The organism is Winogradskyella psychrotolerans (assembly GCF_018860565.1).
Taxonomy (GTDB): domain Bacteria; phylum Bacteroidota; class Bacteroidia; order Flavobacteriales; family Flavobacteriaceae; genus Winogradskyella; species Winogradskyella damuponensis.
Genome location: NZ_JAHKPS010000028.1, coordinates 314,955 through 328,768, shown reverse-complemented (window position 1 = coordinate 328,768; position 13,814 = coordinate 314,955). Strand labels below are relative to the sequence as shown.

General features: G+C 32.2%; 10 protein-coding genes. 3 read left to right on the top strand and 7 right to left on the bottom strand.

The genetic code is table 11. The annotated features are described in order from the left end of the window. Entirely contained in the window at positions 1-2,052 is a 2,052-nt protein-coding gene (locus KO504_RS15190; RefSeq protein ID WP_215928233.1) for a M16 family metallopeptidase, read from the top strand. 53 nt (positions 2,053-2,105) lie between these two features. Here KO504_RS15190 and KO504_RS15185 read toward each other — a convergent pair whose 3' ends face one another. Then, complete coding sequence (locus tag KO504_RS15185; RefSeq protein WP_215928232.1) at positions 2,106-2,984, bottom strand: DMT family transporter; 879 nt, start codon at positions 2,982-2,984, stop codon at positions 2,106-2,108. A gap of 96 nt (positions 2,985-3,080) precedes the next feature. Between KO504_RS15185 and KO504_RS15180 the strand changes: the two genes are divergently transcribed. Beyond that, positions 3,081-3,596, top strand: a complete 516-nt coding sequence (locus KO504_RS15180; RefSeq protein WP_215928227.1) for a cation transporter — start codon at positions 3,081-3,083, stop codon at positions 3,594-3,596. 57 nt (positions 3,597-3,653) lie between these two features. On the opposite strand, the gene KO504_RS15175 is transcribed toward KO504_RS15180, so the two are convergent. The 3 genes from KO504_RS15175 to KO504_RS15165 all read right to left on the bottom strand — a co-directional run bounded on the left by KO504_RS15175 (position 3,654) and on the right by KO504_RS15165 (position 8,463). Continuing rightward, positions 3,654-4,016 carry a hypothetical protein gene (locus tag KO504_RS15175; protein ID WP_215928225.1) on the bottom strand — a complete coding sequence of 121 codons (363 nt, stop codon included), beginning with the start codon at positions 4,014-4,016 and terminating at the stop codon, positions 3,654-3,656. 171 nt (positions 4,017-4,187) lie between these two features. Continuing rightward, the gene (locus KO504_RS15170; RefSeq protein WP_252723711.1) at positions 4,188-5,579 is read right to left on the bottom strand and encodes a DUF5689 domain-containing protein; all 1,392 of its coding nucleotides are present in this window, start codon (positions 5,577-5,579) and stop codon (positions 4,188-4,190) included. Positions 5,580-5,688: 109 nt separating this feature from the next. Further along, a complete protein-coding gene (locus tag KO504_RS15165) occupies positions 5,689-8,463 on the bottom strand; it encodes a TonB-dependent receptor (protein WP_215928221.1) in 2,775 nt (924 codons plus the stop codon). Positions 8,464-8,600: 137 nt separating this feature from the next. On the opposite strand from KO504_RS15165, the gene KO504_RS15160 reads away from it, so the two are divergent. Next, complete coding sequence (locus KO504_RS15160) at positions 8,601-9,656, top strand: endonuclease/exonuclease/phosphatase family protein (protein WP_215928219.1); 1,056 nt, start codon at positions 8,601-8,603, stop codon at positions 9,654-9,656. Between the two features lie 71 nt (positions 9,657-9,727). Here KO504_RS15160 and KO504_RS15155 read toward each other — a convergent pair whose 3' ends face one another. The 3 genes from KO504_RS15155 to KO504_RS15145 form a co-directional block, all read right to left on the bottom strand. After that, entirely contained in the window at positions 9,728-10,168 is a 441-nt protein-coding gene (locus KO504_RS15155) for a hypothetical protein (protein ID WP_215928307.1), read from the bottom strand. A 49-nt stretch (positions 10,169-10,217) separates the two neighbouring features. Continuing rightward, the gene (gene pbpC, locus KO504_RS15150; protein ID WP_215928217.1) at positions 10,218-12,569 is read right to left on the bottom strand and encodes a penicillin-binding protein 1C; all 2,352 of its coding nucleotides are present in this window, start codon (positions 12,567-12,569) and stop codon (positions 10,218-10,220) included. Positions 12,570-12,773: 204 nt separating this feature from the next. Continuing rightward, on the bottom strand, positions 12,774-13,625 hold the full coding sequence (locus tag KO504_RS15145) for an SH3 domain-containing protein (RefSeq protein ID WP_215928215.1): 852 nt from the start codon (positions 13,623-13,625) through the stop codon (positions 12,774-12,776). Positions 13,626-13,814: the final 189 nt, after the last annotated feature.

The following is a 13,814-nucleotide window of genomic DNA, read 5'->3' as shown; positions in this document are numbered from 1 at the left end:
ATGAAAACAAAATTATCTGCATTTATCCTATTGTTTTTAGTAACTATAGGTGTTAATGCACAAATAGATAGATCTAAACAGCCAAAAGCTGGACCAGAGCCTGAAATTACATTAGAAGTTCCTCAGGAATTTGAATTAAAAAACGGCTTAAAAGTATTAGTTGTTGAAAACCACAAGTTGCCAAGAGTATCTTACTCTTTAAGAATAGATAATAAGCCTATTGCTACAGGAAAAAAAGCTGGAGTAGAAAGCTTAATTGGAAGCATGTTAGGAAATGGAACAACGTCAATTTCTAAAGATGAATTTAATGAAGAAATCGATTTCTTAGGTGCTAGACTTAATTTTGGTTTTAGTGGTGGTTTTGCAAGTTCATTAACTAAATACTCTGATCGTATTTTAGAATTAATGGCAGATGCAGCATTAAACCCATTATTAACTGAAGAAGAGTTTGATAAAGAAAAGACTAAGCTAATTGAAAGCTTAAAACAAAACGAAAAGAGTATTGATGCTATTGGTAGTCGTGTAGGTGATGCCTTATCTTATGGAACAAAACACCCTTATGGAGAATTTGTTACAGAAGAAACTATTAACAATGTATCATTTGGTGATGCATTAGCATTTTACGAGAAATATTTTAATCCAAACAATGCCTATTTAGTTGTAATTGGTGATGTAGATTTTAAAACAGTTAAAAAGCAAATAAAAAAACACTTTGGTAATTGGAAAAAATCTGTTGATATAACCACAACACTTCCTAAAGTTAACCCTAATGCACAATACACTCAAATTAACTTTGTTGATATGCCAACAGCAACGCAGTCTAGCATATCTATTACCAACAATGTAGATTTGAAGATGAATGATGAAGATTACCATGCTGCTTTAATCACAAACAACATCTTAGGTGGTGGAGGAGAAGGTTACTTATTCAAAAACCTTCGTGAAGAACATGGTTATACTTACGGTGCCTATTCTAGCTTAAGAGCAAACAGATATGGTGCAGGACGTTTTAGTGCTTCGGCTAAAGTAAGAAATATGGTTACAGATAGTGCTGTTGTTGAGGCTTTAAAAGAGATTAATCGTATTAAAACGGAACCTGTAGATCCACAAATACTTAAAGATGCTAAAGCAAAATATGTTGGTAATTTTATTATGGGGTTAGAAAGTCCTCAAACAGTTGCTAATTACGCTTTAAACATAAAGTTGAATGATTTACCTAAAGATTTCTATTCTACATATTTACAGAAAATTAATGATGTTAGTGTAGAAGATGTACAAAGAGTTGCTAATAAATATTTAAAGACAGAAAATGCTAGAGTTGTTATTGTTGGTAAAGGAAGTGATGTCATAGAAAACCTTGAAAAAACAGGAATTCCAATTAAGTATTACGATGCATACGCTAATTCAGTAGAAAAACCAACTTACGACATTCCAATGCCAGCAGATATGGATGTTACTAAAGTTTTAAACGCATATATCGCTAAAATTGGTGGTAAAGAGCGTTTAGATGGTGTGAATTCTGTTAAAATGATGGCGGAAGCAGAGTTACAACCAGGTGTAATGATGAATCTTGAAATGAAAAAAACAAGTAAAAAACAGTTTGCACAAGAGATTACAGCAATGGGACAGTCGGTTATGAAAACGGTTGTTGGTGTAGATGGTGGTTATATGGTTATGCAAGGTCAACGTAAAGATATGAGCGAAGACGAACTTAAAGATGCTAAAGCAGAATCATCTCCTTTTCCAGAAGTTAACTATTTAAGTGGTGGTGTTACTTTAGAAAAGATAGAAAAAGTTGATGGAGAAAATGCTTATAAAGTAAAAGTAGATGATATAACGTCTATTTTCTATAGTGTTGAAACAGGCTTAAAAATTAAAGAAGAGAAAACATCTCCAATGGGTTCTCAATCTACATTCTATGCAGATTATAAAGAAGTTGATGGAATTATGTTCCCTTTTAAAATTTCTCAAACAATGGGACCACGTAAATTTGATTTTATTGTAAAAGAAATAAAAGTAAACGAAGGTGTTTCTGATGCTGATTTCAATTAATCAGAAATTGTCTTAGATAATATATTTAAACCGAAGCGAAAGCTTCGGTTTTTTTATGCCTTACGGTCATGAGATAAATAAACGCCCACTAATATTAATAAAGCAGCAAGTCCCTGAATAAAGCTAAAAGATTCGCCATCTATAATACCCCAAATTAAGGCTACAATAGGCATGATATAAGTTACTGACGATGCAAATACAGGTGTAGAAATTTGTACCAACTTAAAAAATAGCACTTTTGCTATTGCGGTGCCAAAAACAGAAAGAATGGTAACATAAATAAAGGCATTTATAAAAGCAGGATTCTCAAAGGTTTTGGGGGTGAAAAAGTCGCTAAAAACGAGAATAATTAATGCAGGTATTACTATAAAAGCATAATTACCAGCTGCAATCGCTAATGGTTTTATATCTTGTAAATAGCGTTTTATAATATTTACATTGGCAGCATACATTATTGTGGATGCAATAACAAAACCAGCATATATATAATTTTGATTGGGATTTAATTCTGAACCTTTTAAAATTAGGATAGCAGTACCAATAAAGCCAATGATAACACCTGAAACCTGTCGTTTTGTTGAGGTAATTTTAAATACAGCAAACCCAAACAAAATAGTATTTAAAGGCACTAAAGAGTTTAATATAGAAGCCACAGCACTATCTATTTCAGTTTCAGCAATGGCAAAAAAGAAAGCAGGAATAAAAGAACCTAAGAGGCCAGAGAGGAGAAGCCATTTCCACTTCGATTTTGGTATCGTTTTAAGTTTATTAAAGCCAAAAGTCAAAAGAATTAGACCAGTTATAATAGTTCTGAGCGCGCCTAATTGATAAGCCGTAAGACCTAAAAGTGATTTTTTGATTAAAATAAATGAGCTTCCCCAAATAATGGAAAGTATTAACAGGTAAATCCACTTAATATTAAGGTCTTTCATACTTATTTGCAGCTATTAAATCACAAAATTCGTTAATTCTTACGCAAGAAACACCAATATTTATTAGATTTATACAAAATTTAATAGTTTAAATATATGAAGGCATTAAAGAATATATTTTTCGTTTCAATATTAGCGATAACAATCTCGTCTTGTAAAAACGAAACACAACCAGAAGTTAAAACTGTAGAGGTAGAAGTTTCTGAAAAAGATGTTGCTCATACTTTAGATCCAAATGCAACTTATGTCAAAGTAGAATTTGGTATTGAAGGAATGACTTGTGCTATGGGTTGTGCTAAAACCATTGAAAAGAAAATGGCTAAAATGGAAGGAGTAAAATCTGCAAAAGTAGATTTTGATTCACGTTTAGCAATGGTAGAATATGACGAAGCTAAAGTAACGCCTAAATCTTTAGAAGAAGCTGTTAGCAAAGTAGCAGACATCTACAAAGTTAAAGATATACATAAGGTCGAAGACTTTGGTTTAGGAAAAAAGGCGTGTGATGCAGATTGCAAAAAGGGCTGTTGTGTTAATAAATCTGAAGCTGAAAAAAAAGCTTGTAAAGCAGATTGTAAAAAAGAATGTTGCAGTAAAGAAAAGAAAGCAGAGTAAGTTACTTTCTATATCAATTATATTAAAAAACAACGCTATCCGAATGGGTGGCGTTTTTTATTGCACCTGAAGCAGTATAAAAGCTATTGCGAAGCATCCTAAAGGTAAAAGCCATAATAAATAGATAGATGTATCACTGCGCTTGGACTTAGCGTTAAGTATCGTTCTTTTCTTTCCATTATAGCGCATCCAGTTTTTAGAAATGATAAACAATGCGATTAATGAGAATAATACCCAAAACTTAGTAGAAGACATTACTAGCATTTTCATCTGACTAGCAAAAGCTATAAAAAAGGCACCTAATGCAAGTGCTATAGATAGCTCTAGAGTACAAATATAAAGTAAGGCTATATGGATACTTTTTTTTCCTAAAGCTTTCTTATAGTGGTTAAATATTGAAATATATATGGTGTCTAACATATAGGTGATATCCTTTTTTTAAGGTTATAAATATAGTGATTTACAATAAATGACTATTAATTAAATAAAACATAATAGTTACACCTTTGGCAGATGTGTTTAGTCAAATATTTACATAAAAAAAAGACTGTCTTTTCAGACAGTCTTTTCGTTATCCTTTTATAAAAATTTCTATTGCGCTAAAATTTGCACATTACTTAAATCTAAAGTAGAAGATATTGAAGCATCATCACTGTCATAAACAAATGCTAAAACAGCATCACCCTCAATCATTGAAATATTAATTAGGCCAGTAGCATCATAAACATTGTTGAAGAAACCAGTATTCTCAGGTAAAGTAGCAATTTCTGAAGCTCCTATTTCTATCCATGTAGCATCATCAGGATTGGTTCCTGACACATAATCATTAGAATAATACGCTTTTAATGGTTGTCCGTTACTGAAAGCATCTGCAACATGTAGAATAAGACGCTCATTTTCATTAGCATCAAAATCTATTGAAGGAGATATTAACCAACTAATCATTTCTAAAATGTCACCATCATCATAAGCAGAACCTCTTACATAACCTTCTCCTTGATAACTACTAGCATACCATTCCTGTGTACCTAATGTATTGATAACTTCCCAGTCTCCTAAACCATTATCAAAGCCTTCGTTAAAAACAACGTCAAAATCTTCAATATCTAATAATGTACATCTCGGGTTTTTCATATCTACATCATCAGTACTGTTAAGAGCTAATATTAAGCTAGCACCATCAAAAGTTTTACTAACTACAGCTGTAATTGACCCATTTTTATCTGGTAATTCTTCATTTTTAAAACTTGCAAAACTACTCGTTTCTAATATAAATTGTGAGTATTCAAAACCGCTACAATCTTGTAATGTTCTTTTTGTATCAAACGTTTCAGTTGGGTCAAAATAATTTAAACCAATTGGATCATTTGCTAAACCAACTTCATCATCAGCAAATTCTACATTGTCAACTTTAACTAATAAACCAACATGGTCACCATTAATTGCAGTTAAACCTATATTTAAAGGTGTAATAGTTTCTGTAACTGAAGATCTTAAAACTTTTTGTCTTATTTGAATTTCATTTAAACTTGTTACAGTAGTACCGTATTGATCAGTTTCAGTTCCACCACCAATAGTAATTACTCCGTTTCCAACACGTTCTTCACCAATATAAAGACCTTGTAAGCTAATATAAACTTCTCTTCCTAAATTGAATTGGTTGTATGTATCAACTTGATTTAAAATAACTTTTAAACCTGATGTAGGGTTTGTTGGGCTATCTTGAATAAAAAACTCTTTAAAGAAGTTTCCAGTTTGGTCAGATGATGACACATATCCTTTTACATAGACATTAGTATCTTCAGGGTCAATGAACTCTCCACCTTGATATAATGCTTTGACTTCTGCGAACGATAATTCATTTCCAGTCTCTAGCAATAATGTAAGAGCTTTGTTTTCTTCGTCTCCTAAACTACTAGGAATAGTATAATCGTCATCTTGCACACAAGATGTCATAGCTACGGAAGCTACTAGGATTAACATTAATTTTAAAGATTTAATCGCTTTATTCATAACTTTTTTATTTATAATTATTGAATTTATGAAATTTAAACATTTCATAATAGTAATTTTATTTATTAATTTTCTTTTTTTAGAATCGTACGTTTAAGTTAACAAAATAATTAGCACCACGACCATACCAATATTTTGAGCCAAACCTAGGGTTGCCATCAGCATTATCATCTCTAAGTTCTCTATAGTTAGCATTTCTACCTTGCTCAAAACCACCTGTTTTATAAACTTCGTCTAAGATGTTACCAACGCTAGCAAAAAGACTGATGTAATAATCACCAACTTTCCATGATTTACCACCAACAAGGTTTACCACCATATAGTCGCTAATCTTTTCTTGTTTTAGTAATTCAGTAGCTAATTCTTCATCATAATCATTAATAGGCAATCCGTCTGAATCTAAATAAAAATTCTCTGTTCTTGTTAATGCATTTACATCTATGTAAGCATGAGAGAAAAAGTTAGCTGTTGCACCAAACCACCAGAAATTAGGGTCTCTATATTCAAACCCAATAGAAGCAGCTCTTTGAGGTCCTCCAGCAAGTTTATAATCTTTTAGATTAGCTTTACCATAAGGAATAGAACCATCTGCTGTATTAAAGCTAGCTGAGGTTAAATATAAATCAGGATTGTTGTCATAAGTATATTGACCAACAGAAGCAGCACCTTTTAATTTAATGGTTGGTGTTACTTGTGCTTCAATTCCTAATTCTACACCTAAGTGTTTTTTATCTATACCTTGTAAAACTTCTTGTACAAAAGCAGACGTGTCATTATCTTCAATATCATTTCCTCCACTTAAACCATCTGCATAATAGAATCCAACTTCATTAGCATCTTCAATTTTAGAATAGAATCCTGTAATTTTAGCGTTAACAATTGGAGATCTAAAAATATAACTTGCATCAAATGAAGTTACGGTTTCTTCACTAATATTTTTTACGATATTATGGTTTTCTCTAGAGTTAGAGTATGTGTTTCTTAGGTTAGGGGCTCTTGTAAGGTAACCTCCATTAACATCAATTAAGTGTTTCCCAGAAATTTTATACGTAAATCCTGCTTTTGCACCTACACCAGTAAAAGAAAGTTCTTCCCCTTTACCATAAGATTCTGGTCGTCCATCAAGGCCATCAAATCTACTGTTTTCCCATAAACCTTCTCTTTGGTATGTTGTGCTTGTTACATTAGCAGAAACATAAAAATCTACTTTATTGTATTTAAACTGCCCTTGTGCATAAGCCGAGATCACATCTGCATATAAGTTATAGTTATATCTGTATTTATCTCCTTCGCCTACTAAACGTCCAGGGTTTTTATTATCGTACTCAAAACCATCAAAAGAATCTACGTTTAATAAACCTACCTCAGATCCTAATAAGTCTAAAACTTCACCAAAGTTTTCTGATTTAAGGTTTTTGTAGTTAACGGCTCCATTTATAATGATGTTATCATTAATTTCAGAAGTGAAGATTGAGTTAACTGTTAATTGAGTATCATCTGCTCTGTCTTCGTATAAAGCATATGCAGAGCTAATGTCATTAATGTTGTTGGTTACGTTAGCATCTAGAATACGTTCCCAATCTATTTGTCCATCATTAACAAATTTCTGTTGTGCTAAATAAGCACCTACAAGATCATCTCTTTGTTCGTGATAGCTAGGTAGTAATTGGTAATAAGCAGGACTTGGGTTACCACCACCACTGTAATCTAATCTACTGTTTCCTAATTTACCAAATTGGTAACCAACATTGGTATTTAATTTTGTTTTAGAAGAAATGTCCCAATAATGATTCAACATAAAAATTGGTTCTTCAACTTCTTTAATACGAGAATTACGTTGTTCTCCATCTAAATTTCCCCAATACTCATTGTATTTAATGCCTTTTAGGTCATAAACTTCTTGTGTATTTGGTGAAGATTTCCCTCTTCTATTAGGAGTATAAACCGAAGTAAAGTTAATACTGTGCTTGTCGTTTATTTTCTTTTCTATAGAAGCGAAAAATGAGTTAGAATCATATAATGTTCCGTCTATAAAACCTTCATCTCCCCAACGTCTTCCAATCATAAAAGCGTAAGACCAGCCTCCTTCAACTAAACCAGAAGCATAACTAGCCATAGCACGATTTGTATAACTTCTATTAGATGATGAATATGTTATACGTCCACCTTTTCTATAAGAAGATGCTCTTGTAATAATATTAGATGATCCTAAAATACCGCCAAAATTATAATCTGAAGGAGTAAGACCAGTTGTTAATACTTGGTTACGCATCATATCATTTAATCCGCCCCAATTACTCCATTGTGGTCTTCCGTTATAAAGCTTATTCATCTCAATACCGTTCATTAAAACTGAACCGTTTTCAGAATCTAAACCTCTTACTTTGAAGAATGAAGAACTAAATTCAAAAGCAGCTGTTCTTTGAAAAATATCTAATGAAGAAGATAGTAATCCAGAAATATTATCTGCACCACTTGTGTCGTCATTTAGCTCGTCGTCAGAAAGTGTAATTGTAAACATATCTTGCACGTCTGAAACGTCCAAGTCTAAAGTCATATCCGTAATATTCACGGTTTGTCCTTCGTTAACAATAATAGGATAACGTTTTGTTTCGTAACCTGTTTTTGAGATTTTTAAAACCTGTTCTCCTAATGGTACGTTGCTAGAGAAAATAAATTCACCGAAACCATTTGTTAAAGTTGATTGTTGAGTTTCTTCAATAGTAATAGTTACATCAGGGATTGGTTCTGAGGATGTAGCATCTTTTACACTACCTTTAATAATGGTGCTTTGCGCCATCATTGTAAAGGAAGAAAAAATTCCAAATAATAAAATAATTAAACTTTTTTTCATACCTAATTTTAAAGTTATTAATCTTTGTACATTAAATAAAAGTTATTTAAGGCGTGCAAATTTACATTATTTATAATAAATATCTACTTTTGGCTCAAGATTTGTAAAGTAATTAATGTTAACATAACATCTACTAAATGAAAAATTTAAAACTCACTTTAATAGTAATGCTTCTTTTTGCGTTTATAAGTACAAATGCACAAGAAAAGAAAAAGTATAAAATCCATACGGTTGCTTTTTATAACTTAGAAAATTTATTTGACACTATAAATGATACTACTAAGTATGATGAAGCAAGTCCTATTATGGAGCTAAATCAAGCTCTAAGAGCAGAAGCTTATGAAAAGAAGCTTAAAAATATGGCAAAAGTAGTTGCTGATATAGGTCTTAAAGACACTAAAAACTCACCTGCAATAATTGGAGTTTCTGAAGTTGAAAATAGACAAGTACTTGTAGATTTGGTTAATGACCATCAGTTATTGAATAAAGATTATGGTATTGTTCATTTTGATTCTCCTGATAAGAGAGGAATTGATGTCGCTTTACTATATCAAAAAGCACTTTTTAAGCCTGTTGAAACAAGCTCTCATGAGTTACTTATTTATGATGATTCTTCAAGAGAACGTGTATATACAAGAGATCAGTTATTGGTTAGTGGTGAATTAGAAGGAGATTTAATTCATATTATTGTTAATCACTGGCCATCGCGAAGTGGAGGTGAAGCAAGAAGTAGATTTAAACGTGTTGCAGCAGGGAAATTAAACAAGCGTATTATAGACTCTTTACAATCTATAGATCCTTATGCTAAAGTTATTACAATGGGCGATTTTAATGATAACCCTATAAATGATAGTATGAAAAAGGAGTTAAAAACGGAATCAGACAAAGCTAGAGTGAAGTTAAAAGGTGTTTATAACCCTTATGAAAACTTATATAAGAAAAAAGGTTTAGGAACAACTGGTTATAGAGATTCTTGGAGTTTGTTTGATATGATTTTATTCACGCAACCATTTTTAGAAAAAGACTATTCTTCATTTAGATTTTATAAAGCAGGAATTTTTAATAAATCGTACTTAACTAACAAAGAAGGACGTTATAAAGACTATCCTTATCGTATGGTTGATGCCGGACTTTCGGGTGGTTATAGCGATCATTTCCCTGTGTATATATACTTAGTTAAAGAATTAGAATAAGCGAATTGTAAAACTAAAAAAAGCGTCTAAATACTATTTAGACGCTTTTTTTATATGTAATAAGTTGAGGTTTAAAACCAAAGGTTCCACGGAATTTTAGCCAAGACTAAAACTAAAGCTAAGGTATAAAAAATAGCCAGCATTTTAAATTTTGGTTTAGATGTTAATTTCTTTTTGTGCTTTGAATAGCCTATAGTTAATAACGCTATTGCAATTATCATAGTTAGTGGGTGTTCTACAATGAGATTTCTTAAAGCTTTGTTTCCCATTACTTCTCCCATACCTCCAGCTTGTTCTATTACTGAAAAATAATCTTTCATAAAAAACAATACAATACCAATGAGCAACTGAATGTGCATTGTTATTAGTGCAAATAATGAAATTCTAAAATCTTTTGCATCAAATTCCTTGTCGCCAAAAAATTTAATAAGTGCATTAAATGTAGCAAGTACTAATACAAGAAGTACTAAATAAGCCCATGTTGAATGTATAAACTGTACAGTTTCCATAATAATAAGTTGATTAATTTCTGTAAAAATAAGGATTTAAGGGTGAATGTAATTACTCTGAAATTGTAATTTTATGTTTTAGCTCGTTTCCTAATTCGTCTATAACGGTGATGATATGATTTCCAGAACTTGGAAGAATAGCCATGTCGTGAATGTCTTTTGTGCGTCCAATATATTCACTATCAACGTACCAATACAATTCTAGTTCAGGTTTAGAATGCGCTACTTTTAAGATTAACTCATTAATATTACCGTCAAAATCTTTTGGCAAATAAATAGTGCTTTGTTGATTTGGGTAAATAAACTCCATGGGAGTTCCAATGGATTCAGTGCAATCTGCTCTGTAAGGTGGTAACGGTTTGTAAAACGGGTTTTTAGTTTTAAAATAATAGGCTTGTAAAGGAGGCAAAATAAACCAAGATTTATTTTTAATGTTTGAAATGGCTTCACATGAAGTGTTTACCTGAAACTGTTCAGAAGCATCTAAATGAACTAATTTATGATAAGGACAAGGCTCGGTTTTCTTTCCGCTTGCTTGTATATAACGCATTTCGGTTTCATCGCAAATAGATGATGCACGATACCCACTTTTTTTACAGATATTAACTTCTAAAATTTCGTCATATGGCATTGCAAACCAGTCGCTTTTTGGTAGTAAGTCAAAAACTTCAAACAAAATAGGTGCAGCTGCTTGCACTCCAACTAAACCAGGCCGTCCTTCTCCATCGGCATTACCAACCCAAACGCCAACCACATAGTCTTTGGTGGTTCCAATTGCCCAAGCATCTCTAAAACCAAAACTTGTTCCTGTTTTCCAGGCAATTTCCTGAGAAGAATCATAGTATTCCCAGCTTTCATCACTTTGTGGTCGGTTAACTTGTTTCATGCTTTCATAGGTGAGATAAATGGAAGCGGCATCAAAGACTTCTTTTTCTGTAGATAATTTTCCGAAATCAACAGGTTGTTTTGAATTGTAAATGGGTTGACAAAATTCATTTGAGAAATATTGACTAGAATTGGCATTAAAATGATTTAAAGTCGAAGACATAGCAGCATAACTTTTACACAAATCCCAAAGATTACTTTCTGCACCTCCAAGTATTAAAGACAAACCATAATGATTGGCATTGTAGGTTAAATCTTTTAGTTGGAGAGCTTTGAGGTAATGGTAAAATCGGTCTAAACCAAATTCTTGAAGCATTCGTACCACAGGAACATTCAATGAGCGTGATAGAGCCTCGTTAGCATGTACTGCGCCGTCGTATGTTTGGTTGTAGTTTTCTGGATGATAACTTCCAAATTGTGTTGGGACATCGGCAACTAAAGTATTTGGCAATATATCACCTGCATCTAGCATAGCAGCATACAGAAAAGGTTTTAAAATACTACCTGTGCTTCTTGGCTTATCAATAATATCTACACTATTTTGGTGCTCCTTATCTGTTGGGGAATTTCCAATATAAGTCAAAACTTCTCTTGTTCTTACGTCTAGGACTAACACCGAAAGGTTATAAATTTCATTTTGTTTTAAACGGTTATAGTGCTGCTTTACAATGGTGTTAGTCTGTTCTTGAAGGTCAGTGTTAATTGTCGTTTTTATACGTTCGCCTCTGTTAGTTTTAGTTACTTTTTGAAGTAGATGTGGTGCGATTTGTGGCAAAGGATATGGCTTTTCTGGTAAGTCTTCTGCTATAGATAGTTCGTAAGTTAATTTATCTATGGTTCCATTTTTAAATAGTTTTTTCAACAAGCGATTACGCTTATCTAATAATAGTTTCTGATTTTTACCAGGATAAATTAAACTTGGTGCATTTGGTAAAACCGCTAAAGTGGCACTTTCTGCCCAAGATAAATTTGAAGCATTTCGATTAAAGTAACGCCAAGAAGCGGCATCAATACCTACTACATTTCCACCAAAAGGAGCATAGCTAGCATAAAGGTTTAAAATGTCGTCTTTAGACAATCTAAATTCTAAACGTGTCGCCAAAATAAGTTCTTTAAATTTTTCAAAATAAGTGCGCGATTGTCCTTGTCGAGATAATCGAATGACTTGTTGTGTTAATGTGCTTCCTCCGCGTTTAACTTCACCAGAACTTAAATTACTTTTTAAAGCTTTAAAAATTGAAACTGGATTAAATCCAGGATGTTTGTAAAAATATTCATCTTCAAACTGAAGAATACAAATTTTAAATTTTTCTGGAACACTATCGTTTGCCGGAAATCGCCATTGACCATCTTCTGCAATTAATGCTCCTAATAGTTCATTTGATCGACTTGTAATAACTGTTGCTGTTGGGGCTTTAAATAATGTCTTTGGTAAACAAAAATAATAAGCACCTAAAAGTATTAAAACCACTAAGGATTTTATTTTATTTCGCTTAAAAACATGAATTAATCTATGCATAAATGATTTACCGAACGCTTACTTAAAACTTGTCAAACAAAGTTATCTATATATTTAAAGCTGTTAAATGTTTTCTTGGACTTTTGAAATATTTATGACGCAACTTAAACTAAAAGTAAATTCATGTTACGTTTTAATTAAAGTGAAGTAAATGTAAATAAGACTTGACAGATCTTAAACCTATCAAGTCTTATTTATATCAAACTAGCAGCCATTTGGTATATCAAATTCTATGATTTTTTCAGTGATATTATCTTCAAAATCGGTCAAGATGATTTTAAGAAAAACACGATTTGTAGTGACACCAATTGGATAATCTTTTAGCGTTTTTATCGTCTTAAAATAGTCCAACCAATCTGCTCCACATTGGTCAATAACTTCAGTTTTTAAATCCTCAACGGAGGTGTCAATAAAGTGTTTCCAATCGTTTTCTGTATACGCTAAAGTTTCAAACGTATTAGATCTATTTTGTTTTAATGGTTTCCATTCCGAATCAAAATGTTTCCAATCCTTTGAGTCACATTGAGCATCTGCACTCATAAATGAAATGCTATTTTCGTAACGTTGAAAAATACTCACATGCTTATAATCATTATCAACTAAAACAATTTGTTTTTTTTCAGGTGACGCCCCTAAATCGACATGGATTGTTGTGGAGTCGGTTTGTTTTAAATTGTGAAGTCTTTTATAATCGCTAGTCGCTAAATTCTTTATTTCAACATTCAATAGGTCTAAATCTAATCGAATAGTTTTAGAAATTTTTGTTGAAGATAAGTAGCCATTAAATACATAACCAATATGGTTTCGAGTTTCAACTTTTACCCATTCTCCACTTACTTTTTTTCCGCCATCGAGCACGACTAATTTTTTATCTGTTTTTTCAAGGACTCCAATGGCCTCGCCATAGGCTAATTTGCTTAGCATTTTGCCGCTTACATCGGGCTGGTCTCTAAGAGATAATCCGCTTTCTGCTGCTACGTAAGCATTTTGTTGTGCTGTTACTAATGCGACAGTGAAGAGCATTCCGATCGCTAAAATCTGCTTTAAATTTCTCATAATTTTGTGATTTAAGGTTAAACATTTTTAGCGGTTTTGTTTCTAGGATTCTTGCCTTCCGGACGGCGAGTATTTAGTTTATTTACTCATCCTGCAAGGTCTTTTTTTTTTTTTTTTTTTTGACCTTGTAGGTATTAATTTTATAGGTTAATTAGACCTACAAGATTTTTGAAACCTTGCAGGTCTGGA